The sequence below is a fragment of the Hymenobacter psoromatis genome (genome assembly GCF_020012125.1).
Classification (GTDB): Bacteria; Bacteroidota; Bacteroidia; order Cytophagales; family Hymenobacteraceae; genus Hymenobacter; species Hymenobacter psoromatis.
In genome coordinates, this window is sequence record NZ_JAIFAG010000001.1 from 1735587 (window position 1) to 1760154 (window position 24568).

Consider the following 24568-nt stretch of genomic DNA (forward strand, 5'->3'; position numbering starts at 1 on the left):
CGGGTGGCGTGCTATACCATCGCCCAGGTCAAAACGTTACCCGCCGCCAGCGCCAGCGCCAGGACCTCCGGCACGTGGGTCTCCTCCCGAGCGGTTTTATCTTTGCTGACAGGGGCCTGACCCCTGGCGTCAGCCGCCCCTTCACGCAGTCCCTACCCCCTTGCAGCAAGATACCGATACCATTCTCAAGGCCGTGGCGCAGCGGCAGTTTCAGCCGGTGTACTTCTTGCAGGGCGAGGAGCCGTATTTCATTGACCTGGTGGCCGATGCGCTCGAAGCTACGGTACTGCCCGAGAGCGAGCGCAGCTTCAACCAAACGGTGCTCTACGGCAAGGATACCGACGTGACGGGCGTGCTGGGCCAGGCCAAGCGCTTCCCGATGATGAGCGCCCACACGGTCGTCATCGTGAAGGAGGCGCAGGCCGTGGCCGACCTGGAGAGCGAGCGGGCCTGGCCGTTTCTAGAAGCCTACCTCAAAAACCCGCCCGCCAGCACCGTGCTGGTGTTCTGCTACAAGCACAAGACCCTGGACTCGCGCAAGAAGCTGGGCAAGCTGCTGGCCACCGCCCCCGGCGCGGCGCTGCTCACCAGCAAAAAGCTCTACGACAACCAAGTGCCGCCGTGGCTGGGCGGCTACGTGCGCCAGCGCAAGCAGCAGATTACGCCCGGTGCCACGGCCCTGCTGGCCGAGTACATTGGAGCCGACCTGAGCCGCCTGGCCAACGAAGTGAATAAGCTGCTGCTTAACGTGAAGCCCGGCCAGGCCATTGACGAAGACCTGGTGCAGCGCCTGGTGGGTATCAGCAAGGAGTACAATATATTTGAGCTGCAACGCGCCCTGGTGCAGCGCGACGTGCTCAAGGCCAACCGCATCCTCACGCACTTCGCCGCCAACCCCAAGGCCAACCCGCTGATTCCAAACCTGACGCTGCTCTTCAATTTCTTTATCCGCCTGCTGGCCCTGCACCAGGCGGGTCCCAACCCCTCGGATGCGGAGCTGCTAAAGCTGGGCATCCAGAAATTTGCCCAGAAGGAATACCAGCTGGCGCTGCGCCAGTTCAGCCCCGCGCGCACCATCGAGGTGATTCACCTCATCCGTAGGGCCGATGCGCAGAGCAAGGGCATCGAGAGCGGCAGTATGGACGAGGGTGAGATTCTGCGTGAGCTGGTGTGGCTGCTGCTGCACCCCGTGCCGGCAGCGGCGGTAGGGTAGGCGGGCCAAAACCGGCCCGAATTTAAACGCGCGGCCACTGCTTACCGTAAAATGAGTGTATTTACCCGAACCCTGAATTTTACCGCGATGAAAGTGCCCGAACCTATCTCCGATGCCGCCGACAAGGCGAAGAACCTGTATACCGAATCGTCCGATAAGGCCAAAGACCTGTACGAAGAGGCGGCCAGCAAAAGCAAAGACATGCTGGGCCACGTGCCGGATACGCTCAAGGATGCCGGCGATAAAACGCTGAGCGCCTTTGACAAGCTTACTACCACCCAGAAAATCGTGGGCGGGGCCCTGCTGGCCGCTGGTCTCAGCTATCTCATCGCGCCCAAGAAAAAAGGCAAGAAGAAGCGCGCCGTGGCCGCCCTCGACGAGCTGCTGCTGTTCGTGAACGACCGCATTGAGGGCTATAAGCGCGCCGTGGCTGAATCTAAGGACGGCCAGCTGCGCGGCTACTACCAGCAGCTGGTGAGCCAGAGCCAGCAGTTTGCCAGCAGCCTCAACGGCTACCTGACCCGCCAGGGTGGTGAGCGCGAAACCGGCACGACCCTCAAGGGCAAACTCTACCGCAAGTTTATGGATGCCCAGGCTGCCGTGACGGGCCGCGACGAGAAGTCCATCCTGGCCGCCAACGTGTATGGCGAGCGCTGGGCCATCAAAGCCTACAAAAAAGCCCTGCGTCGCAAGGCCATTAAAGGTGAAGCCCGCGAGGCCATCAAAAAGCAATTCTCGCAGTCCAAAAAAACCTACAAGCGCCTCAAGGAGCTGACGACCAAGCAAGGCTAAGTTTTTGAACTGATAGCCGACAACGGATTATCTGACTAAAGAGAGGGGGTAGGGATGCGGTTTTGCATCCCTACCCCCTCTCTTTTGGGTAACAGCTGCCAGCTACCGATTCACCCGGCTTTTCAGGCGCACGGCCAGAAACTCGGAGCCGGGCTTCCACTGCGGGAAGGTGGGGGTAGCGGCCAGCTTCTGGCCCACGCGGAAGAGCAGGCGCGCATCCTGCGCCGCGCCGCGCAGGTCCCACTTCGGGTTGTACTGGTCGGAGGGCTGGTGGTAGTTGTTGGTTTCAAAGTCTTTACGCTCTTTTTCGGCGAACGCCTTGCCGTGCAGGCGGCTCTCAAACTCGCCGCTGGCGTAGAGGGCGGGCACGCCCACCTTGGCGAAGCTGAAGTGGTCGGAGCGGTAGAAGCTGCCCGTTTCGGGGTGCTGGTAGGGGATAACGTAGCGGTTTTGCTCCTTGGCGGCATCGCGGGCGTAGTCGTCCAGCTCCGACTGCCCGTAGCCGGTGATGGTGAGGTCGCGCATGGGCCCGAAGGCCAGCAGCTCATCCATATTAATATCGGCCACCGTGTTTTTGAGCGGAAAAATCGGGTGCTGGGCGTAGTAGTCGGAGCCCAGCAGGCCCTGCTCCTCGCCCGTCACGGCCAGGAATACGATACTGCGCTGGGGCTGCTCCTTGGCTTGCTTGAAAGCCGTGGCGATGGCCAGCAGCCCCGCGCAGCCGCTGGCATTGTCGAGCGCGCCGTTGTAGATGGAGTCGCCGTTGATGGCCGGGCCGATGCCCAGGTGGTCCCAATGCGCCGAGTAAATGATGTACTCCTGAGACCGGGTAGTGCCGGGCAGCACGGCTACCACATTTTTGGAGGTTTTGTAGACAATTTTATTGTGCAGCGTGGTGGTCAGGCTCAAGCCCAGGTCCTGGCCCTTAAAGCCGGGCTTGTTAGCGGCGGCGTACAGGGCATCATACTGCTGGCCGGCGGCCTCAAACATCCGCTTGGCCGCGTCGAGGGTTATCCAGCCTTCGAGGGCCACTTTGCTGGCACCGTGGTCGGGCGTTTGGGGGTGCAGCTTGGCGCCGCCGTTGCTGCTCTGCACCACCGACCAGGGGTAGGAGGCGGGCTTGGTATCGTGGATGATAATCAGGCCGGCCGCGCCGTGGCGGGCGGCTTCCTCGTATTTATACATCCAGCGGCCGTAGTACGTCATGGCCCGGCCCTTGAACAGGGTGCTATCGGTGCCCGCGTTGCCGGGGTCGTTGATGAGCACCACCACCGTCTTGCCCTTCACGTCGAGGCCGGCGTAGTCGTCCCACTTATACTCGGGGGCCGTTACGCCGTAGCCGGCAAAAACCAGCGGCGAGTTCTTGATTTCGACCGTCGGCTTTTCCTGCTCGGTCAGGAACATGTAGTCGGTGCGGTACTTCAGGGTCAGTGACTTACCCTGGCCCGCGATGGTGGCTGTGGAGTCGGGCCGGCCGGTAATTTCCACCAGCGGCACCGGCTGAAAGTAGCTGCCTTTGTCGCCGGGCTGCAAACCCAGCTTCTTGAACTCGCCCGCTAGGTAGGCCGTGGCCTTATCCTCGCCGGTCGTAAACGGCCGCCGGCCCTGGTAGTCATCCGAGGCCAGTACCTGGATGTGCTGGGCAATGAGGGCGGGCGTGATGCCATCGTTGGGTGTGGGTACGCTGGCCGTGTCGGTGGGCGTGGCCTCGGTGGGCGGCCCGGCCGCGGCGGTTTCGGCAGTAGTGGAGTTGCTTTGGCAGCCCGCCAGCAAGAGGCCGGCCGCGACGGGGGCCAGCCAGGGGGGTAGGGAAGAAATACGCATGAGTAGCAGCTAAAGTGAAACGCAACGGGTGCGGCCGCGAATGTAGGCCCCGAAACGTGGTAAAAGCCGGCGCTGGCCAGCAGCAGAAAAAGCGCCGCCGCCGTGCAGCTGTGAACGCCGCCCGCCCTACCCCCGTAAAAAGCGGGTATTCACCTTAAACCTGATTTCACCCATGAGCGATAACCAACCAAGCGGCACCCTAGGCGGCATGATTACCAGCCTGTTCCGCGGCAAAACCAACGACGACGGCACCACCAGCGGCGGCTTCACCTCCACCCACAAAGTACTGAGCGGCGCGCTCTTAGCCGCCGGGGCTGCCTACCTCTATAAGCGCGCTAAAGGCAAGCAGGCCATCGGTAATTAAGCCAGACGAGCTTTCGCTGATTGCAAAATCCCGGCTAACTTGGTATATCTACCAAGTTAGCCGGGATTTTTTGGGTCTCGGTTGAAACTGTTTAAGATTTTAGAAAAGCTAAAAGACCGTCATGCTGAGCTTGTCGAAGCATCTCTACCGCTTCATGTGAGCCATTCAATGATGCGGTAGAGATGCTTCGACAAGCTCAGCATGACGGTCTGACGAAATCCTAAACATACTCACCATAAATGGCTGATTCTACCACCCGCTAAACGGCTGCCCGCTGCAAAAACCCCGCTAGCTGCGCTTGCAGCCGGTCGCGCTCGGCCAAAAGCGCGGCGCGGTTCGTACTCAGATATAGTGCCTGCCCGGCTTCGTCGGCCTGGGCTAATGCAAAAGCCTCACTACCGCGCAGCTCGGCCAGCTCGTGCAGCAGCGCGGCGTGTGTGGCGGCCAGCGCGTCGCGGCGGGCTTGCAGTATTTCCAGGGAGGTAGGCGCGGTAGTATCGGCCGTAAAAATGCCGCGCCGCAAATCCAGTAATTGGGCCTGTAACCCGGCCACGTCCTGGCGCTGGTAGGCGCTGAGCACCTGCTGAAACGCCTCGGTCGCGGCGCGTTGGTGCGCGGGCGCTACCCGGTCGGGGTGGCAGAGCTGGGCGGCCTCGCGGTAGAGCTTTTTGAGGGTGGCGCGGCCGTCGGCATCGAGGGCGAAGGTGTGGGCGGCCGTGGTTTGGGCCTGCTCGCGGTCGTGGGCCTGCTGCTGGTAGCGCTGCTCGGCGCGCTGGTACTCGCTTTCCGAATAGGGCGACTCCTGGCGGTGGCAGCGGGCCACGTCGCGGCGCAGGGCCAGCACGGCTTGCAGCAACTCGCCCAGCTCGCGCTCGTGCCACAGCTCGAAGGCCAGGAGCAGGCGGCCCGCTTCGGCGCGCTCGGCTTCGAGGGCCAGCAGCTCCGCTTCGAGGCGGCGGATTTCGAGCAGCAAGGCCGCCAGCTGCGGGTCTTCCCAGCGGCGCACCTGGGCGTGGGCAGCCACGAAGGCGTGCAGCAGCGCCGTGCCCTCGGCGTAGCGGTGGGCGCGCAGGGCGGCCAGCACGGCGGCCAGGCGCGGGTCGGCCAGCGGCTCGGCGGCGAGGCGGTCGAGGTGCTTGGGCAGGTCTTCGGTTTCGGAGAGCGTCAGCAGCGACTCGATGACGGCCAGGCGCTTGAGCACCCGCTGCACGGCCGGGTCGGCGGCCGGCGCGTCGGGCTGTCCGGTGAGGCGGGCAAACTCGCGCAGGAAGTGCCGGGCCAGCTCGGCATCGCCGGTAGTGAGCACCAGGTTTTCCTCGTTGTGGTGGGCGGCGCGGTGCGTCCAGTTGTAGGAGCCGGTGAGCACGTCGCGCCCGTCGAGGACGCAGAACTTGTGGTGCATCAGCCGGTCGGCGACCACCGTCACGCGCCCGCCGGCCGCTTCCAGCTCGGCAAAGGGCAGCCCGCCCGGCTGGAAATTGATGTTGTGCTCGTCGCGCGTCAGGCACAGGGCCACGGGTACGCCCGCCCGCTGCCGCGCCAGCAGCGCCGCAAACAGGGTGCGGTCGGTAAACCACGCCACGGCGACGTGAATAGATTGCTTAGCGAGGCCGATTTCACGCAGGATAACGGCGCGGATATTGGTGAAGAAGGCTTCGGTTTGCATTTATCTAATTATTTCGACCAAATTCTCTAGCTTTAGCACTGTCAGCGGCAGCGCCAGCAATATCTCCCATTTCATGCTTAACAGATGCCCGTTGCATATAAGCATCATATTTGCGTTTGTATCCAAGTCCGATAGCATTGCTAATGTCAATAACTGCCTCTTTAAGAGCTTCTCTATTATGAATTAGAGAAGATTTTATATTTCCGCGCCAAAAATATAGCGCTGCATCTTGCGGATTTAAGCTAATGGCTGTGTCGTAATCAGAGATAGCCCCCATATAGTTACCTAGACAACATTTGGCTGAAGCTCTCTCTGCGTAAAAATCGGATTTGCTATTATCAATATCAATAGCTTTATCATAATCGTCAAGGGCCCCTAAATCATCTTTTAGTTCATATTTGGCTCTTCCTCGTTCATACCAGTACTCCGCCGAGCTTTCCTGCACTACCTCCCGTAGTAAGCCCACAGTAGTTTGTGTCCGTTGTAATATTAGATTTACTGAAGGTACTATTGCAGGTGTAGACGAGTGTAACCCTTCGTCTTCAGAGAGTAAAGTTTGAAATTCTTCAGACATAATGTGTAATATTAGGAAAAATTTGGTTCATGTGCAACAAGGTAACAAACGCATCAGTAGTTTTCGTTGTCTTAGCCCACCATTTAGCAACCTTATAACTAAATTTTCGTGTCGAACGCTCTATGTACCGCTTTCAGTAAAGTTGCCATTAATACGTGGCATCGCATACAAGAAGGCCGAAACCTTCCCTACTGGTTGGGCGAAGAAACTCTGACTGATTTATTAATTCGTGATTTATTAAGGCTACAGTTGCCAGGTTTCGAAATTAAGGCATTTAATAAAATCGAAGAAGGTAAAAATGGAGCAGATTGGGAGTGGTGGTTTCAAGGTAGTTCTGGAAAGTGGCTTGGAATGCGAATTCAGGCGAAAGTGATTTCGAAAAAAGCTCATGAATTTGAACACCTACATTACCCGTGGCCTAAAAACCCTAAGTCAGTTTCTCAATGTGATAAGCTTATTAATCAATCTCAGTATGAACGCGATTATCCTCGCGTTCCGTTATACCTTCTTTATTGTCATTGGTTATCTTTGCCGCAAAAATTAACTAAAATTTTAGATTGCGTAACCAATTATAATGAAAGCATTCTGGGTTGTTCAATCATGGCAGCCATAAGGGTAAAGAAGTTGCGTGGTCATATAGAAGGCGAGAAGAAAAACTCGTATAGAAGAAACTTGTGTGATGTGGCTCCGCACCTACTTCCACTTCAATCTTTAATTTGCAATTCTTTTAGTGCAGAAGGTGGCTCTATTGTCGAACAAATTGAGGCAGTGCTTAAATACATTGGTGCTATTGACAGAGTAAGTAAGGTGCAATATCTTTTGGACTCGCCACCGAATTACGTTGCTAAACTTATAGACAGCAAAAATATGCCTTTAACAGCAACTTCTGACAAATTCGTTGGCTTCAATAATGACTCGTCAGATACCTTAAGTCGAGTTGTAACAACTCGACAATTTTCAGCACATTAGGCTTTTTACCTCGTTTTCCTAGTTGATACGCACAGTTGCAGAAAGCCCCGCCTGCGTCTAGTGGAGCAGGGCGGCGGTGGGGGGTAGCAGGGCGGGCAGGTAGGAGGGGGTAGGGTCGGGGTTCATGGCTGCAAGTATAACGCAAGAAGCCCTAGAAACTGGCCGAGGCTGCGGGTTGTGGGCGGCTGGTATGGATAGGTGATACCTTGGGCTGTTGCGTATATTTGAAACTAAGGACTGGGTTCGACACAAACCTGGTTGGCCTGCCCAATGTACCCGACAACTGCCCGCCTGCTAGCCGACTTATTCGTGACCTCGGAAGATGGCACGACGCAACTGATAATAGAAGTTAAAAGAAGCGTAAGGCCAGAGCTGGCTGAAGCTGCACAAGCCATGCGCGAGCTCGTGGCAGCGAGTAGCCCTGCTTGCTTTTTTCTATTTATCTCTACCCAAAAATTCTGGGTGTGGAGTCCTGCTGGCACCGTGCCCGCGTATGAAGGTGACACAGAAGCGTTGCTTACCCAGTACATCGACCTGAAAAAGGTGCCTTTGGCTACGTTGGGCGGACGAGAGTTTACGTTGCTGGTTTACTCGTGGTTGGGCTCCATTATTTTCAAGCCTGCCGAAACCCTGTTGAAAATGCCGGGTCAGGAATGGCTGGTAACTACCGGGTTGCAGCCGCTAATTCATCGTGGGTATATTCACCTGGAAGGCGAGGTAAACTGATGCACGTATTTGTGGAGTCTAATTTTGTGTTGGAGTTAGCGTTTCGACAGGCTGAGTATACCTTTTGCGAACAAATCCGGCAAGGTGCTGTATCCACTGCCTATTCGTTGCAGCTGCCGCACTACGCCCTCACAGAAGTATTTGAAAAGCTCCGGCCGTTGCGCAACGAGTGGGAGCGCTACCAGGAGTATTTGCTGAAAGAAATCACGCAGCACCGCCGCGAGGCCGAGAGTGACGCCAGCGCGATGGACGATTTAACGCTGGCGCTCACTACGTTGCTTTCGGAAAGGACCCGCACGCAAACGCAACGGCTTTACGCCATCGCGGGCGAATTATCGCAAGTAGCTACGTTAGTGCCGCTGGCTCAAGCGGTTATTGAGGAAGCGTTTGAGAAGGCGCAGCTTTATAACCTAACCCCGCAAGATTCACTAATCTATGCCTCCGTACTGGCGGGTTTGCGGAGTATGCCCACCGATACGCCAAAGCTTTTCGTCTTGCGCAATGAGAAGGATTTTGGCAAGCCAGGAATAAGAGCTGAGCTATCAGCCTTAGGCTGTGCGTATTTGGTCAGTTTCCAAGCGGCGGCCGGTCGCCTGCGAGCCTATGCAAATAGGGCGAGCTAGTAGGACTTACACAGTTAGCCCTATACTATTTCCGCGCCGGCTTACCCCCCATCACAAACTCCAACGTGCCGCCCTGCCGCACCGCCTGCACCGGCAGAAACGGGCGCGTCAGCAGCTGGCCGTTGAGACGGGCCGACTGCACGTAGACGTTCTTATCAGACTGGTTTTTAACGGTTACCGTGAAGGTTTTGCCCTGGCCGACTTGCAGCGTCGCGCCGTATACGGCCGGGCTGCCGAGCGCATACTCGCCCGAGGCGGGGGCGACGGGGTAGAAGCCCAGGGCCGAGAAGATGTACCAGGCCGACATCTGGCCGCAGTCGTCGTTGCCGCCGAGGCCGTCCGCGCCCTGGTGGTACATCTTGTTGAGAATCATGCGGATGCGGGGCTGCGCTTTCCAGGGCTGGTCGGTCCAGTTGTAGAGGTAGGCCACGTGGTGGGCGGGCTCGTTGCCGTGCACGTAGTTGCCGATGATGCCCTCGCGGGTGATGTCCTCGGTTTCGGCGAAGAACCTGTCGGGCAGGTTCATGGTGAAGAGCGAGTCGAGGTGCGGCACGAAATTTTTGCTACCCCCCATTTTGGCGATGAGGCCGGCCGGGTCCTGCGGCACGTAGAGGCTGTAGTTCCAGGCGTTGCCCTCGATGTAGGCCGGGTCGCTGGTCGTCAGCACGTCAAACTTATCGCGGAACTGGCCGCTGCTCAGGCGCGGGCGCATGAAGCCGATGCGGGCATCGTACACGTGCTGCCAGTTGGTGGCCCGCTGCCGGAATTCCTGCTCAATATCCTTGCGGCCCAGCTTCTGCGCGGCCTGCGCGATGCAGTAGTCATCGAAGGCGTACTCCAGGGTTTTCGACACCGAGGCCCCGCTTTTGTCCTCGGGCACGTAACCTTTATCTATATAGTCGCCCAGGCCGTCGTACCAGCGCTGGCGGGCGGTGGTTACGCAGGCGTCCAGGGCGTGGTTCTGGTCGAAAGGCGCGTTGCCGAGCACGATGGCATCGCAGAGCACCGGCACCGCGTGGTAGCCAATCATGCACCAGTTTTCGTTGGCGTAGTGCACCCACACGGGTAGCATATGCTCGGCGCTGAGGTCGAAGTGGGTGAGCATACTTTGTACCATATCCGCGTTGCGTTGTGGCTGCACCAGGTTGTAGAGCGGGTGCAGCGCCCGGTAGGTATCCCAAAGGGAGAAGGTGGTGTAGTTGGTGAAGTCCTTGGCGAGGTGGTTGTTCTGGTCGAGGCCGCGGAACTGCCCGTCTACGTCCTGGTAAATGGTAGTGCCGATAAAGGCGTGGTACATGGCCGTGTAGAAGTTCTCCTTATCCACCCGGCGCGGCGACTGAATAACGATTTTGCGCAGCTCCTGCTGCCACTGCGCCTGGCCCTTTTGCCGGTAGTCGGCAAATTTCCAGCCGGGCGCTTCGGCCCGCAGGTTGGCCAGCGCGCCGGCCGTACTCACGGGCGAAATGGCCATTTTCAGCTTCACCTGTTCGCCGGCCGTGGTGGGCCCGAAGTCGAAGTGCAGGCGCAGCTGGTGAGCGGCCAGGTCGGGCCAGTTGTGCTGCTGGTCGAAGCGGCCCCAGAAGCCGTGGTAGACTTCTTTCTTATCATAATTCCGGCTACCATAAGTTTTAAAGGGCCGGGAAAAGCTGAGCGCGAAGTATACCGTGCGGGTGCGGCCCCAGCCGTTGGTTTGGCGGTAGCCGGTCACGAGCGAGTCGTTTTCGACCCGTACGAACGTCCACACATTCTTGTCGGGATAATTATAAATCCCGGCCATCATATCCAGGATGACGTGCGACTCCTCGGCCTTAGGAAACGTGTACTGGTGAATCCCTACCCTGGTCGTGGCCGTTAGCTCGGCCAAAATATCGTGGTCGGCCAGCCGTACCTTATAGTACGCCGGCTCGGCCACTTCCGTGGCGTGCGAGTAGACTGAGCGATAGCCGCTGCGCGGCTTATCGGCCGTGCCGGGGTTCAGCTGGAGCGGCCCGGTAGTGGGCATCACCAGAAAATCGCCCAAATCAGAGTGGCCCGTGCCGCTAAAGTGCGTGTGCGAAAAGCCCACGATGGTGGGGTCCTGGTAGCGGTAGCCCGCGCAGTAGGAGTACACTTCGGGGTTGTACTTACCGTTCTGCTCGTAGCTGATAGTATCGGTATCGGGCGAGAGCTGTATCGAGCCGAAGGGCACCGTGGCCCCTGGGTAGGTATGGCCCATCTTGGCAGTGCCCACCAGCGGGTGGGCGTACTGCACCAGGTTTTCGGCGGGGGTAGGGGCTTGGAATTGGGCCGCCGCCAGCAGCGGCAGCAGGGGTAGGGTGAGCAGCAGATGCTTCATCCGGCAAAGTAAGCCGGCGGGGTTTACTGGAGTCTAGGCAGTTCTGTTTATCCTTGCGCGAATTCCTACCCCCTCGCCGGGGCGGCGTGGCGCAGGCGCAAACCCAGCCAGCCCACGGCCACGCCCAGCACCAGCAGGGCCACCGCCAGCCATACGGTGGCAGTAAGAGCCATCACGGCGGGGTCGGCTAGAACCAGGGCGGCTAGCGCGAAGCCCAGCAGGCCCAGCGCCAGCGTCCAGCCCCAGTGACGGTAGCCCAGGCGGCGCAGCACGAAGGCATTGGCGACGGTAGCGCCGCCGCGCAGCAGTAGCCAGATGCCCACGAAGAAGACCAGCGCCTGGGCCGCGAACAGGGGCGAATTGAGTAGAAAAAAGCCGAAAACAATTTCTATAATGCCGATGGCTACCAGCCAGCTCCAGCCGGGCAGGTGGTCGCGGTTGGTGATGGCGAAGATGAGGCCGCCAACCCCATTAAATAGAATGATGGCAGCGAAGTAGATGGTTAGCCCTAAAAATGCGTCGCCGGGATTGCGGAACGCCCACAAGCTCAGCCCAATGAGCAGCAGGCCGGTTAGGACAAAAACCCACCAGTTGGCCGCGGCGATGCCCAGCCTGGGCGGTGGGGTAGGGGTAGGAGAATTGGAAGGGCGATTCATTGCGCGTTCAGGATTAGGCTCATCTAGAGTTATTTACCCAACTGTACGCCCCAGTGCGCCACACGTTGCGCGCCCCCCCTTTTCAATTATCAATCAACACTTACGGCTGCACTTTGTAGAACTTCGCGCCGTAGAGAAACACCACCGCGTAGCAGATAATGGGCAGGTAATAAGCGTGCGCTACGCTGGCATTGGCCACCGGCCCCATCACGAAGCGCGGAAACAGCGCCGCACCCACCACGCCCATCACAATGAACGACGAAGCCAGCTGCTTATGCCGCCCCAGGTCCTTGAGACCCAGGCTGTAAATGGTGGGAAACATGATGCTGAAGAAGAAGTTGAGCCCGATGAGCGCCCCGAATGACACCCAGCCCCAGTGCTGCGCCACGATGAGGCACATGCCGATATTGGCCAGCGCGGCGAAGGCCAGCAGCCGGTTGGGGGCGATGAACTGCATGAGGTAGGTGCCCAGAAAGCGGCCCAGCATCATGCCCACCAGGCTCAGGGAGAAGAAGTAAGCCGCCACCTCGTTGGCGAGGTGCGGCAGGCCGGGCACCAGGCCCACGGTGCGGCTGAAGAGGGTGCCCACCTGCCAGAATCCCTCAATGGCCGGCCCCGGCTTCAGGCCCATGTAGTCGGTGCCGTAGTTGATAAAATAGGCCCAGGTGCCGCCCTGCGCCGCCGTGTTGAAGAGCTGCGCCACGCAGGCCCACACAAAGTGCTTGTGCTGGAACAGCTGCTTGTCGGCCGCCAGGTTGGTGGGCGACTCGCCCGGCGCGCCCAGGCGCGTTTCGGGCGTGTGCTCTTCGTTGAGCTGCGGCACTTTCACGAAGGCGAAGGCCAGGCCCACGCTACCCACCACCGTGCCGATAATGGTGTAGAGCACCTTCACCGAGGATAAGTCGCCGGCCGCGTGGGTGCCGCGCAGAATGAAGTAGCCCCCAATCAGCGGCCCCGACACCGCCCCAATGCCATTAATGGCGTGCGAAAACGTGATGCGCCGGTCGGAGCTGGCGGGCGCGCCCAGGCCATCCAGAAACGGGTGCGCCACGGCCTCCAGCGTGCCCAGGCCGCAGGCCAGCACGAACAGGGCCCCGAGCAAAAATGGGAACGAGGCCGCATTGGCGGCCGGTATCATCAGGAAAGCCCCGGTAGCGTACAGGCCCAGGCCCAGGAGCACGCCCTTCTGGTAGCCAAAGCGCTTCATGAACCAGCCCGCGGGCAGGCCCATTACGAAGTAGGCCCCGAAAGTGGCGGCCTGCACGTAGGCCGAGTTGGCCTTGCTCACGTGCAGCACCTGCTGCACGTGCTTGTTGAGCACGTCGCTCATCGTCACGCCCAGGCCCCAGAGCATAAACAGCGACACCACGAAGCAAAACGTGAGCAAGTAGCGCCGCTCGGTGAAGGGCGGGCGGGTAGGGGCCAGCGCGGTAGAGGTAGCGGGCATAGGGGGAGGGTAGAAGTTAGAAGGGAAGAGTTAAGAAGAATTAAAAGGAACGGTCATGCTCATCTGGCGTCCGCTTGCCGAAGCATCTCTACCGCTTCATCGAACGGGGCGGTAGAGATGCTTCGGCAAGCGGACGCCAGATGAGCATGACCGTTTGGCAAAGCCGCAACCACGCGATATGTTTGGCCCTACCCCCTTACCGGGCCAGATACCCGCCCAAGTCCGAAATGCTGGCGATGCCCAGCTGCCCGGCCTGCCGCCGCCGCATGAGCAGGCAATAGGCATTGTTGAAGCCCAGCGGGGCGCGCCATTCCAGGCCGTAGCGGCGGGCAAACTCGGCTTTCACGTAACCGTACACCGCCGCCGGGCGGCCGCCCAGCGAGTCGAGCACGGCCGGCGAGGGCTGCAGCAGCACCTGCAAGCCGGTGCCGGTGTACTCCGGGTACATATCAATCTCGCCCCCGCGCAGCGCCTCGAAGCAGATGGTGGTGCCGCCCAGGCCGGTTTTGGTAGTCACCGCCAGGTCGGTTTGCCCCCGGATGAGGGCGGCGTACATTTCCACTAAAATATATTGCTCGGCAAAAATCTTGGAGCCCAGCCGCACCGCAGCTGCGCCGGGGGGTAGGGGGCGCGGTTCTTTATATAAGCCCTTGCGCCGCAGCCAGTTCAGGGCCACTGCTTTAGGCTCCAGATGCAGATAATCAACCTGATAATTAAGGTTGGTCATGGCCGAATCGGAGAGCTGACCGCTGAGCTGGTCGAGCACCGGCCCCAGCTCGGGATGCGCTTGCAGCACTTGCGGGCGCAGCACGGGCGCGGCAAAATAGGGGGGTAGGGCGTGGCGGTCGTCGCGGAGCACGCGCAGGCCGTAGGCCCGGATGCGCCCGTCGGTGGAGTAGCCGTCAATCACGTCCACGTGGCCGTCGCGGGCGGCCTCGTAGACCAGGGCGGGGGCCAGCACCACGCTCGGCAAATGGGCCAGGCCGTAGGCGGCCGTGAGGCCCGGCAGGCAGTCGGCCCGGCCCACAAACTCGGGGCTGAACCCCGCCCGCAGGCGGCCCGCGGCGGCCGGCAGCCAGTAGCCGGCAGCCAGCAGGGGTAGGGCCAGCAGCAGCCCGCCGCCCACCGCCCGCAGGTGCCGCGCCGAAAGCCGTTCCAATAAACCCAGGCCGAAATCAAAAGCCAACGCCAGCCCGGCGGCCGGGATGGCCCCGGCCAGTATCATCACCGGGTTATTCAGGGCGATGCCGCCGAAGATGAACTCACCCAGCCCGCCCGCCGCCACGTAGGCCGCCAGCGTGGCTACCCCCACATTAATAACCGTGGCCGTGCGAATACCGGCCATGAGCACCGGCAGCGCCAGCGGCAGCTGCACCCGCCGCAGCACCTGCCCATCGGTGAAGCCCAGGCCCCGCGCCGCCTCCACCACGGTCGGCGGCACGCCCTCGATGCCGGCCACCGTGTTGCGGATAATGGGCAGCAGCGAGTACAGCAGCAGCGCCAGAATGGCCGGCGCGGCCCCAATGCCCAGCCACGGAATCAAAAAGCCCAGCAGCGCGATGCTGGGCACGGTTTGCAGCACGCCGGCCACGCCCAGCACCGGCGTTTGCCAGCGCCGGTGCCGCGTGAGCCAGATGCCCAGCGGCAGACTCACGGCCACGCCCAGCCCCAGCGCCGCCGCCGTCAGGGCCACGTGCTGAAGCGTTTGTTGCCCCAGCTTGCCCGCCTGCGCGTGCCAAAAGGCGAAAAGGTCGGTGAGAAGGTGCATGATTATTGATTAATGACAAGTGACGAAAGAATGGTCATGCTGACGAAGGAAGCATGACCGTTCTTTCGTCACTTGTCATTCTCAACTCCCTGCGCGCCCAGCCGCTGCTGGAAGTGCTCCAGAAACAAGCCCACGTGGTAGCCATCGGCCAGGGCGTGGTGCACGTTCACGCTCACGGCCATGCGTCGGGCTGCGCCATCGGCATACACTTGGCCGAAGGAGATTTTGGGGGCGCTGTCGGGTACCCGGAAGCTGCGGGCGTGGGTAAGGCCTGTGAAGCGCACCCACGGAATAGCCGAGCAGTGCAGCACGTCGGGCCGGGCGGTGCGTTCGTTGAGGCCCAGGCCGCCGGCCGCCTGCACGACCGCGATTTCGGGCTGCGCGGCGGTTACAAACTCCATTAGCGTGGGCTGAAATTCTAAAAACGAAAAGCCAAACGTGTGGTCGGGCCGGCCGATGGTAGCCGAGGCGTGCACCTGGTCGTAGCAATACACCTGTCCGTCCTCGATGCGCAGGCGAAACGCCGCCACCGCGTTGGCCGCCGCCAGCGCCTGGTAGAGATAATAGAGGAAAAACGGCACCCCCAGCCGCTTGGCATCCGCCTGGGCCAGCGTACAATCCACTTCGGCCACCAGCCCGAAAAAAGGCTCCTCAAACTGGGTAAAAAACTCGAAATGCTCGCGGCGGGGCCACGTCGCCAGGTCAATAAGCTGCTTCATGAAGGGAATTAAGAATGAGAAATGAGAAATAAGGAATTAAAAACCAGACGATAGAATTTTTCAATTCCTCATTTCTCCTTCAAAACTACCCCAGGCTGCGGCCAAAGGCGACCAGCAGCGTTTCCCGCGTGAGCGGAATCGTAGTATCGGCGAGCCGGCGCTCGGCGGGGCCGGCGGCCAGCGCCGCCAGGGCTTCGTGCACGCTGGTGGTGAGGGGTAGGGTAGGGGCGGCTGGGGCGGGGCCGGTGGCGGGGAGGTAGGGTTGAATATCGGCCAGCGTAGTCACGCGCAGCTCCAGGCCCAGGCGCTCGGCCTCGAAGAAGCGCCGCACGAAGCCGCTAGCCGGCTGGCGCAGCAGCTCGCGGGGTGGCCCCAGCTGCTGAATGCGGCCTTCATTTAATAACAAAATGCGGTCGGCCAGCTCGAAGGCTTCCGGCACGTCGTGGGTCACGAGCACCATTGTTTTGCGGCGCAGCTCGTCCAGCTCCCGGAAGTCGCGGCGCACGGCGGCGCGGGTAATGGGGTCGAGCGCACCGAAGGGCTCATCGAGCAAAATCACGGGCGGGTCGGCGGCCAGGGCGCGGGCCAGGCCCACGCGCTGGGCCTGCCCGCCCGAGAGCTGGGCCGGCAGCAGGGACCCAAAGCGGGCGGCCGGCAGGTGCAGGCGCTCCAGCAGGGCGGTGGTGCGGGCGGCGGTTTCGGCGGGCGGGCGGCCCAGCAGGCCGGGCACCAGCCCCACGTTTTGGGCCACAGTGAGGTGCGGCAGCAGCCCCACCTGCTGAATGACGTAGCCGATGCCGCGCCGCAGCGTTTCCGGGCGTTGCTGGCGCACGTCCTGGCCGTTGAGTTCAATAGTGCCGCCGTCGGGCTCGATGAGGCGGTTCAGCGTTTTGAGCAGCGTGGTTTTGCCGCAGCCGCTGGGCCCGAGCAGCACCAGCGTTTCGCCCTCGGCCACCTCAAAGCTCAGGTCGTCTAGGATTACTTGCGCGCCGTAGCGCTTGGTGAGGTGCGCGACGCGCAGGGCGGGCGGGGGGGTAGGGGCGGGCATCGGGGCAAAGGCAAGGCAAGGTACGGCCCATCTCAGGGTAGGGAGCGGGGCTTGTCCCCACTCCCTACCCTGAGATGGGCCAGGCGGTCAAACTGCTTTAGCGGGTCAGTCCTGCGATTTGTGGCACACAAACCGGAATTCGTGGCACGCGGCCGGCGGCTGGGTTTCGGACCTTTGCACTGTCCGCTACCCGTCCGGGCGGCGGCTCCTCATTCAGCATATTTTTCTCATGGACAACGAATTGTCAACAGCCACCACTTTTTTACTAGGCGGCGACTTGCCCGTCAACCGCCTGGGCTTTGGCGCGATGCGCCTGACCGGCCCCGGCATTTTTGGGCCGCCCACCGACCGCCCGGCCATGCTCGCGCTGCTGCGCCGGGTGGTAGAGCTGGGCGTCAATTTTATTGACACGGCCGACATGTACGGCCCCTTCGTGTCGGAAGAGCTGATTGCTGAGGCCCTGCATCCCTACGCCGCCGGGCTGGTGATTGGCACCAAGGGCGGGGCCGTGAGCTTCGGCCCCGGCCGCGAGGGCGTGCTGCTCGACGGCACGCCGCAGCACCTGAGCGAGGCCCTGCACGGCAGCCTGCGCCGCCTCCGGCGGGAGCAGTTCGACCTTTACCAGCTGCACCGCATTGACCCCCGCGTGCCCGCCGAGCGCACGTTTACTTTTCTGGCCGAGGCCCGGCAGCAGGGCCTGGTGCGGCACCTGGGCTTGTCAGAAGTATCGGTGGATGATATTAAGCTGGCGCAGCAGCACTTCCCGGTGGCCTCGGTGCAGAACCGTTACAGCCTCTTCGACCGCGAGCACGAGCCCGTGCTGGACTACTGCCGGGCGCAGAGCATTGCCTTTATTCCGTGGTTTCCCATCGGCGGGGGCCTGGTGCAAGATATGAACCACGTGGAGCAGGTAGCGGCGCGGCACCAGGTGTCGGCGCGGCAGCTGGCCCTGAGCTGGCTGCTGCACCACGCGCCCAACATCATGCCCATTCCGGGCACGGCCAGCATGGCGCATCTGGAAGAGAATATGCGCGCGGCCGCTGTGCGGCTCACCGCTGAGGATGTGCAGGAGCTGAACGCGCTGGGCTAAAACGTAAAAGGCGATTTCTTGTGAAACCGCCTTTTACGTTTTAATCCAGTCTTCACCCCCGGCCGCTTAGGCGGCCGCCTGCGCTGGGTGGCGGCTGGCTATTTCCGCCACTAGCTCGGCTTCGGGGCGGCCTTGCAGGCGCTGGTAGTTCAACTGGAAGAGCCAGGTGGCGTGCGCCGCGTCGGCGGCGGTGCGGATGCTGAACTCCGTCCAGCCCCGGTAGGCCGCGCCGCCCCAGCGCAGCGGCCGGGCCAGGCCGTGGGATACCAGCGCCCGCCCCAGCGCCGGGCTGGTGGCCAGGTGCGCCTCGCCGTCGAGGTGCAGGTGGCCCAACTCATGGTCGCCGACGTAAAAATCGGCCCCGTCCACCTTTTCACCCACCCGAAATAAGTCCCAGTGCGTGGCGGCCACGATGCCGGGCCATCCCTGCACGGCCTGGGAAATGGGTTCGAGTAGCGCGCCCAGCGTGGGCACCGGGGCCAGGGGGCCTTTTTCAGCAAGGGTCATGGGCAGGGGGAAAAGCGAAGGGGTAGGAAATATACAACGCGGCGGGGCCTAAAACGCCGCCGCAAACTCGCGGGCGAAATCGGCTACTTTCACCTGGCCCAGGGCCGAAGGTGGGTTTTGCAGGTAGCCCTGCCGCATGGAGTCGTGGTGAATGCTGGCTCCTATCTCAACCAGCAACGCGGCTACGCTGGCCGGGATACCGTTTTGCTCCAGGCCCTGCTGGGTCTGCTCGTTGCTGAAAGTGAGCCACGGCAGCTCGGGGCGGCCGATGGCGGTACCCAGGGCCCGCGCGATTTCGGTGCAGGTGCGCACGTCGCTGGCCAGGTAGCGCACGGGCGGGCCGGTGGGGGCCGTCAGCTCCTGGGCGGCGGCGGCGGCAATGTCGGCGGGGGCCGACAGCACCACCACGTCGTCGCCGCCGTAGTTCGAGCCGATGATACCCTGGTGCTTTATCAGGCCCGCGAAGCCGTAGAGGTTGTAGTAGAACGAGCCGGGCCGCAAGTGCGTGAGGGCCACGCCGGGCAGCTCATTCAACAGGCCTTCGACCAGGTGCGAGCCCAGAATGGGGCCGGTGCCGTGGTCGAGGTCGGCCCCCCAGCTGCTGAGATGCACTACCCGGCCCACCCCGGCCTGCCCGATGGCCTGGGCGTAGCTGCGGCCTACCCCCTGGTAGTAGGCCAGCACGTCGGGCGTGGCCAGGTTGGGCGGTATCATCGCGTACACGGCATCGGCCCCGGCGAAGGTGGTAGCCAGAAAGCCCGCGTCAGCTACCGAGCCGATGGCGGCCGTGGCTCCCAACGCCTCGATGGCGGCCCGCCGGTCGGGGCTGTTGCTGATAACCGTAACCGCGTGGCCCTGCCCTACGAGCGTGCGGGCCAGCGGCTGGCTGATGTGGCCCAGGGAGCCGGTGAGGATAATTTTCATGAGTATTTTGAAGAAGAGACTACCAGGGGCTGATGCCCGTTTCGGGGGCATTATCATCACTGAAAAACTGGCTAGTGGGGCCGTCGGGGCCGAGCAGGGCAGCCTTCACCACGCGGGCGGCGGCGGCCTCCACGCTGCCGGGGCCGCTGTGGTGGTTGAAGTCGGTGGCGGTGTAGCCGGGGTCCACGGCGTTCACTTTGAAGGGCGTGTCGCGCAGCTCGTAGGCCAGCATAATGGTGTAGGCATTCAGGGCCGCTTTGGAGGGTACGTAAGCGGCTCCCTTCACGGCGTAATATTTCCACGAAGGGTCATGGTGCAGCGTCAGCGAGCCCAGGCCCGAGGTGACGTTGACAATCCGGGGCTCCGGCGCGGCCCGCAGCAGGTCGATAAACGCCTGCGTGACTGCTACCACCCCAAACACGTTGGTTTCAAATACCTCCCGAATAACCTGCACATCGGTGCCGAGGGGCGGCTGCGACATCCCGCCGCTGATGCCGGCGTTGTTGATGAGTACGTCCAGCACGTCGGTGCGCTGGCCCAGCGCCTGCCGGGCGGCCGCGATGGAGGCGTGGTCCGTTACGTCCAGCTGGAGGGGTTCTACCTGGTCGAGCCCTTCGGCCCGGAGCTGGTCGGCGGCCCGCTGGCCGTTTGGCAGGTCGCGGCTGCCCAGGTACACGTAGTAGCCGAGGCGTAAGAGTTGCCGGGCGGTTTCGAGGCCAATGCTTTTATTGGCACCCGTGATGAGGGCTTTTTTCATCAGGCAAAATTACCGGGCGTAAGGAGCGCTGCTGGTATCCATTTCCCGGTCTGTCTGGTACATTTCGCGGCTGCGCCGGCGGTACTGCGCCGGCGACAGGCCGGTTTCGCGCTTAAAGAAGCGGCTGAAATAAGACGGCTCGGCAAAGCCCAGGTCGAAGGCTATTTCCTTGTGCGAGAGCGGGGTGTATACCAGCAGGCGGCGGGCTTCCAGCACCAGGCGCTCGTGCAGGTGCTTGATGGCCGGCTTGCCGCTCTGCGCCTTCACCACCTCGCTCAGGTGCCCCGCCGAGAGGTGCAGCTGCGCCGCATACGCGCCTAGCTCGTGCTGCTCGCGGAAACACGCTTCAATCCGGGCCTGGTAGGCGCGGAGCAGCAGCTTATCGGCCGAGGGCACGGCGGCCGGAAACTGCTCCGTGTAGAGCCGGCTCAGGTACGTGAGCAGCACCGTGAGGTGGGCACTCAGCAGGGGCAGCTGCCACGGGCCGGGGCGGTGGTACTCGGCGGCCAGCCGGGCCAGCTGCTCGTCTACCAGCGCCGTGTCGGCCGCGTCCAGGCGCAGCGCGTGCTCATTTTGCGGGTTGGCGATGAGGGGCAGCTGGCGCAGGGCCGCGTGTTGCTCCAGGGCCAGCAGCTCGCTGGTAAACGTGAGGCGGGTGCCCCAGAACGGCGTCGGCTCTTCCTTCACTAGCACCTGGCCCGGCGTGCTGAAATACAGGTGGTTGTCCTGCCGGTCGTAGGGCCGCCCATCCACCCAGTGTCGGCCTTGGCTGTGTCGCACGAATATGAGCATGTAGTACGCCTTGCGGTGCGGTAGCAGTACGTCGGCCTCGTAGCTCAGGCTTCCTTCGTAGCGGGCCAGCGTGAAGGCCCCGAGGCCCGCCGCCGCGTCGGGCTCAAAGGGGTGGGTAGGGACCGGCGGCTGCCGAAGGAGCGTGGGCATGAGCAAGAAGTAGGGGAGAGGTTGCTCCTACAACTACGGCGTAAGTGGAGGGTTTGCCCGGCCGCAAACAAGGCAGGGGCTTTCCGGCTTATCCGCGCACGATGAAACCTGCCGCTACTCCCTTCGCCGTCCTGGATACCGTCGCCGATTTTACGCGGCACTACGGCTTTGCCGTGCCTACCCACCCGCTGCTGGCCGTTATTGATTTGGCGCAGTACCCGGTGGCCGACTTTCCGCATAAGCCCGCCCTGCGCCACCTTTACCTCATTATATTGAAGCGGCATTTTCACGGTCAGCTTCCCTATGGGCAGCAGCAGTACGACTACCGGGAAGGCTCCCTGGGCTTTTTCGCGCCCGGCCAGCCCGTGCGGTTTTGCCCGGCGGCCGAGGCCCCCGCGCCGGCCGCGCCGCAGGGTTGGCTGGTCGCGTTTCACCCCGATTTGCTGGCCCGCCGCCCCCCCGGTCCGTTTCCGGGCAATTACCCGTTTTTCGCCTACCGCGTGCAGCAGGCCCTGGCTCTCTCGGCCGCCGAGGAGCAGCTACTAACCACCGCTGTGACCAGCCTGCGGCAAGAAAGCGAGCAGCCCGCCGACGCTTTCAGCCAGGAGCTGCTGAGCACGCAGCTCGACGTGCTGCTTCAACATGCCCGCCGGGCCTACCACCGGCAGTTTCCCGCGTCGCCGGCCACCGGCCCCGACCTGCTCAGCCGCTTTGAGGAGCTGCTGGCCGCCTACCTGGACCGCGCCGCCGAGCAGCCCCTACCCAGCGTGCAGCACTTTGCCGAGGCCCTGCACGTGTCGCCCGCCTACCTGGGCGAGGTGCTGCGCGCCCACACCGGCCAGAACGCGCAGCAGCACCTGCACGCCGCGCTGCTCGAAAAAGCCAAGCAGCTGCTGCTGAGCACGTCCTGGAGCATCCGCGAAACCGCCTTTCACCTGGGCTTCGAGCACCCGTCGTACTTCAGCCGCTTGTTCAAGGATAAAATCGGGCTCACGCCGGCTGAATTCCGGCAGTCGGCCTAGCGGGTGGGGGTAGGGGGCTTTACCAAAAAAGCGGCGGCCAGATGCTGGCCGCCGCTTTTTTTAGGATGGATAACGCCCCGCTCTATTCCACTGCCAGGCGCAGGGTGCGGGTAGTTGCGCCCGCCGTGGCCCGCAACAGGTAGAGGCCGGGGGCCAGCCCTTCGAGCCCGATGGTAGGGGTAGGGACGGTGCGCACCAGCCGGCCCTGGTTATCAAATAGCTGCGCGGCTACGAGGCCGGCGGGCAGGCCCAGGAGCTGCACCGTGCCGTGGGAGGGGTTAGGGGCGAGCTGCCAGGCGGGGGTAGGGGCGGCGGGAGAGGTAGCCAGGGGAGCGCCGCCGCCATTGAGCACGTAGCCGGGCGTGGTAAGGTTAAGCAAGCCGTTGCCAAGCTGGCCGAAATTGTTATAGCCCCAAGTCCAGAGGCTCCCATCGGTTCGGATACCGGCCCCGTAGTTAGTGCCCAGGCCACCGCTCAGCCAAGTGTCCGAGCCTCGCTGGACGGGCGCATCTTGCTGATTGACAGCCCCCAGGCCCAGACCTCCATAAGAGTTATTTCCCCACACCCAGAGGGTGCCATCCGTGCGTAGCGCCAGGGAGCCGTTGGGGCCGGCACTCACGCTGGCCCAGGTGGTGGCCGTGCCCACCTGCGCCGGGGTATTCAGATAACCAGCGGTACTAGCCAGGCCCAGTTTCCCGTCGGAGTTCTCGCCCCAGGCCCAGAGCGTGCCGTCCGTGCGCAGGGCCAGGTTGTGACTCACATTGGCCGACACGCTGGCCCAATTAGCGGCCGTGCCTGCCTGGGCCGGCGTGAGTTGGGGGTTAATATTGCTAGAGCCGTCGCCCAACACGCCATTCATTCTGCTGCCCCAGCTCCAGAGCGTCCCATCGGTGCGCAGGGCTACGCTGTGAAAAACGCTGGCGCTGACGCTTTGCCAGGTAGTGGCCGTGCCTACCTGCACGGGGCTGGTTTCGGGCATGAAACTGGCCGTGCCAATGCCCAGCTGGCCGAAGCTATTGCTACCCCAGGCCCAGAGGGTCCCGTCGGTGCGAATGGCCAGCACGTGGCCGGAGCTGGCCGACACGCTGCGCCAGTTAGCCGCCGTGCCCACCCGCACGGGCGTGGTAGTGCCGTAGAGCAAACTGGCCCCGGTGCCGAGCTGGCCGGAGCCATTCGGCCCCCAGGCCCAGAGGCTGCCATCGGTGCGAATAGCCAGCGTTGCGGAGCCGGCGGTCGTCACGCTTTGCCAAGTGGTAGCGGGGCCGCTTACGGGGGTGGGCAGGTAGTGGTCGGGGTCGTCGCCGGTGCCGAGTTGGCCGTTGCTATTCGCGCCCCAGGCCCAGAGGGTGCCATCGGTGCGGAGGCCCAATGCCTGCTGATAGCTCACTGCCACGGCTTGCCAGGTGGGTACCGAATTAATTTGGGCCGGCAGCAGCTGGGGGCCGCCGGTGCCGGTGCCCGCCTGGCCAATATAATTGCCACCCCAGGCCCAGCAGGAATTATCCGGGTGCAACGCGACGACCTGCGCGTAGCCGGCCGCCACGCTGGCCCAGGTGGCGGTGCCTACCCGCGCCGGGCTGTTTTGCTGCGTAGTGGTGCCCAGGCCCAACTGCCCCCAGCGGTTATTGCCCCAGGCCCACAGGGTGCCATCCTGGCGCAGCCCCAGCGAAAAATTGTAGCCAGCGCTAATGCTGACCCAGGTAGTAGCGGTGCCTACCTGGGCGGGACTGGTCGGCTGGGTAGTGGTGCCCAGCCCCAGCTCACCGTCTCGATTGCTACCCCAGGCCCAGAGCGTCCCATCGGCGCGGATGGCCAGCGTATGTTCCTGGCCAGCCGCCACGCTTTGCCAGGCGGCGGTGCCCACCCGCACGGGGATGGGCTGACTGGTGATGATGGTGCCCAAGCCAAGCTGGCCGCTGCCATTATCGCCCCAGGCCCACAGGGTGCCATCCGTGCGCAGCGCCAGGGCATAGCTCTCGCCGGCGCTCAGGCTGGCCCAGTTGGTGGCCGCGCTAACCTGGATAGGTACATAATTAAATAAATTCTTGGTGCTCGTGCCGAGCTGACTACTGCTATTGCTGCCCCAAGCCCACAGGGTGCCATCCTGGCGCACGGCCACCGTAAAGAAAGCACCCGCGCTGGCGCTGCGCCAGGTGTCAGTACCCACCCGCTGAGGCGTGAGCCGCTGGGTAGCCAGCGAGTCGGTGCCGAGCTGGCCGGCGCTGTTGCCGCCCCAGGCCCAGAGACTACCGTCCTTTTTAAGTGCCAGCGTGTGGTCGAGGCCCGCCCATACCTGCTGCCAGTCGGCATCGGAACCAACCCGCCGGGGGGTGGTCTGGTACTGCTGATTGCCCAGGCCCAGCTGCCCGGAGCCGTTTGCCCCCCCAGGCCCACAGCGTGCCATCGGTGTGGATGCTGAGGTTGAAGTCGCGGCCGGCCGCCAAGCGCTGGGCTTGCACCGTAGTGGTCAGGAGCCCAAGCAGCAGCAGCAGCCACGGGCGAAAAAAAGTAGGGAGTAGCATCAAATGAAAAAAATGACTGAGGAGAGTTTCTGGAGGACTTTCCAAAGGTAACGGAGTAAGTTGCTTTAGCGCTAATTAAA

At 62.4% G+C, this 24568-nt stretch carries 22 protein-coding genes; 8 read left to right on the forward strand and 14 right to left on the reverse strand.

What is annotated here, in order from left to right; translation table 11 throughout:
• Nucleotides 1-160: 160 nt before the first annotated feature.
• Together holA and LC531_RS07415 are read left to right on the forward strand one after the other, a co-directional pair.
• Entirely contained in the window at nt 161-1213 is a 1053-nt protein-coding gene (holA, locus tag LC531_RS07410) for a DNA polymerase III subunit delta (protein WP_223649673.1), read from the forward strand.
• A gap of 87 nt (nt 1214-1300) precedes the next feature.
• On the forward strand, nt 1301-2005 hold the full coding sequence (locus LC531_RS07415; RefSeq protein WP_223649674.1) for a PA2169 family four-helix-bundle protein: 705 nt from the start codon (nt 1301-1303) through the stop codon (nt 2003-2005).
• A gap of 102 nt (nt 2006-2107) precedes the next feature.
• Here LC531_RS07415 and LC531_RS07420 read toward each other — a convergent pair whose 3' ends face one another.
• Nucleotides 2108-3829 carry a M28 family metallopeptidase gene (locus tag LC531_RS07420; protein ID WP_223649675.1) on the reverse strand — a complete coding sequence of 574 codons (1722 nt, stop codon included), beginning with the start codon at nt 3827-3829 and terminating at the stop codon, nt 2108-2110.
• 172 nt (nt 3830-4001) lie between these two features.
• Between LC531_RS07420 and LC531_RS07425 the strand changes: the two genes are divergently transcribed.
• On the forward strand, nt 4002-4193 hold the full coding sequence (locus LC531_RS07425; RefSeq protein ID WP_223649676.1) for a hypothetical protein: 192 nt from the start codon (nt 4002-4004) through the stop codon (nt 4191-4193).
• Nucleotides 4194-4452: 259 nt separating this feature from the next.
• On the opposite strand, the gene LC531_RS07430 is transcribed toward LC531_RS07425, so the two are convergent.
• Together LC531_RS07430 and LC531_RS07435 are read right to left on the reverse strand one after the other, a co-directional pair.
• Nucleotides 4453-5859 (reverse strand): phospholipase D-like domain-containing protein, encoded by a 1407-nt coding sequence (locus LC531_RS07430; protein WP_223649677.1) that lies wholly within the window; start codon nt 5857-5859, stop codon nt 4453-4455.
• Nucleotides 5860-5863: 4 nt separating this feature from the next.
• Nucleotides 5864-6433, reverse strand: a complete 570-nt coding sequence (locus LC531_RS07435) for a tetratricopeptide repeat protein (RefSeq protein WP_223649678.1) — start codon at nt 6431-6433, stop codon at nt 5864-5866.
• Between the two features lie 108 nt (nt 6434-6541).
• On the opposite strand from LC531_RS07435, the gene LC531_RS07440 reads away from it, so the two are divergent.
• The 3 genes from LC531_RS07440 (at nt 6542) to LC531_RS07450 (ending at nt 8751) form a co-directional block, all read left to right on the forward strand.
• On the forward strand, nt 6542-7402 hold the full coding sequence (locus tag LC531_RS07440) for a DUF6615 family protein (RefSeq protein ID WP_223649679.1): 861 nt from the start codon (nt 6542-6544) through the stop codon (nt 7400-7402).
• Between the two features lie 309 nt (nt 7403-7711).
• Nucleotides 7712-8128, forward strand: a complete 417-nt coding sequence (locus LC531_RS07445; RefSeq protein ID WP_223649680.1) for a hypothetical protein — start codon at nt 7712-7714, stop codon at nt 8126-8128.
• Nucleotides 8129-8139: 11 nt separating this feature from the next.
• On the forward strand, nt 8140-8751 hold the full coding sequence (locus LC531_RS07450; protein WP_223649681.1) for a hypothetical protein: 612 nt from the start codon (nt 8140-8142) through the stop codon (nt 8749-8751).
• Between the two features lie 25 nt (nt 8752-8776).
• Here the strand turns inward: LC531_RS07450 and LC531_RS07455 are convergent, their stop codons facing one another.
• From LC531_RS07455 to LC531_RS07480, 6 genes are all read right to left on the reverse strand, one after another.
• Complete coding sequence (locus LC531_RS07455; RefSeq protein ID WP_223649682.1) at nt 8777-11086, reverse strand: GH92 family glycosyl hydrolase; 2310 nt, start codon at nt 11084-11086, stop codon at nt 8777-8779.
• Nucleotides 11087-11151: 65 nt separating this feature from the next.
• Nucleotides 11152-11742 (reverse strand): HdeD family acid-resistance protein, encoded by a 591-nt coding sequence (locus LC531_RS07460; protein ID WP_223649683.1) that lies wholly within the window; start codon nt 11740-11742, stop codon nt 11152-11154.
• 100 nt (nt 11743-11842) lie between these two features.
• On the reverse strand, nt 11843-13189 hold the full coding sequence (locus tag LC531_RS07465; RefSeq protein WP_223649684.1) for an MFS transporter: 1347 nt from the start codon (nt 13187-13189) through the stop codon (nt 11843-11845).
• A gap of 196 nt (nt 13190-13385) precedes the next feature.
• Nucleotides 13386-14957, reverse strand: a complete 1572-nt coding sequence (locus tag LC531_RS07470) for an ABC transporter permease/substrate-binding protein (RefSeq protein ID WP_223649685.1) — start codon at nt 14955-14957, stop codon at nt 13386-13388.
• Between the two features lie 68 nt (nt 14958-15025).
• Nucleotides 15026-15676: a CatA-like O-acetyltransferase gene (locus tag LC531_RS07475; protein WP_223649686.1), complete on the reverse strand. Its 651-nt coding sequence runs from the start codon at nt 15674-15676 to the stop codon at nt 15026-15028.
• Between the two features lie 85 nt (nt 15677-15761).
• Nucleotides 15762-16724 carry an ATP-binding cassette domain-containing protein gene (locus LC531_RS07480; RefSeq protein WP_223649687.1) on the reverse strand — a complete coding sequence of 321 codons (963 nt, stop codon included), beginning with the start codon at nt 16722-16724 and terminating at the stop codon, nt 15762-15764.
• Between the two features lie 229 nt (nt 16725-16953).
• Between LC531_RS07480 and LC531_RS07485 the strand changes: the two genes are divergently transcribed.
• On the forward strand, nt 16954-17814 hold the full coding sequence (locus tag LC531_RS07485) for an aldo/keto reductase (protein WP_223649688.1): 861 nt from the start codon (nt 16954-16956) through the stop codon (nt 17812-17814).
• A 66-nt stretch (nt 17815-17880) separates the two neighbouring features.
• On the opposite strand, the gene LC531_RS07490 is transcribed toward LC531_RS07485, so the two are convergent.
• From LC531_RS07490 to LC531_RS07505, 4 genes are read right to left on the reverse strand one after another with little or no spacing between them, the layout of a single operon-like run.
• Nucleotides 17881-18321 (reverse strand): luciferase domain-containing protein, encoded by a 441-nt coding sequence (locus tag LC531_RS07490; RefSeq protein WP_223649689.1) that lies wholly within the window; start codon nt 18319-18321, stop codon nt 17881-17883.
• A 48-nt stretch (nt 18322-18369) separates the two neighbouring features.
• A complete protein-coding gene (locus tag LC531_RS07495) occupies nt 18370-19245 on the reverse strand; it encodes an NAD(P)H-binding protein (protein WP_223649690.1) in 876 nt (291 codons plus the stop codon).
• Nucleotides 19246-19264: 19 nt separating this feature from the next.
• Nucleotides 19265-20002 carry an SDR family oxidoreductase gene (locus tag LC531_RS07500; RefSeq protein WP_223649691.1) on the reverse strand — a complete coding sequence of 246 codons (738 nt, stop codon included), beginning with the start codon at nt 20000-20002 and terminating at the stop codon, nt 19265-19267.
• Between the two features lie 9 nt (nt 20003-20011).
• Nucleotides 20012-20944: a helix-turn-helix domain-containing protein gene (locus tag LC531_RS07505; protein ID WP_223649692.1), complete on the reverse strand. Its 933-nt coding sequence runs from the start codon at nt 20942-20944 to the stop codon at nt 20012-20014.
• 101 nt (nt 20945-21045) lie between these two features.
• Here LC531_RS07505 and LC531_RS07510 point away from each other — a divergent pair, with 101 nt between their 5' ends.
• The gene (locus tag LC531_RS07510; protein ID WP_223649693.1) at nt 21046-21966 is read left to right on the forward strand and encodes a helix-turn-helix transcriptional regulator; all 921 of its coding nucleotides are present in this window, start codon (nt 21046-21048) and stop codon (nt 21964-21966) included.
• Between the two features lie 82 nt (nt 21967-22048).
• Here LC531_RS07510 and LC531_RS07515 read toward each other — a convergent pair whose 3' ends face one another.
• A complete protein-coding gene (locus LC531_RS07515) occupies nt 22049-24370 on the reverse strand; it encodes an RCC1 domain-containing protein (RefSeq protein WP_223649694.1) in 2322 nt (773 codons plus the stop codon).
• Nucleotides 24371-24568: the final 198 nt, after the last annotated feature.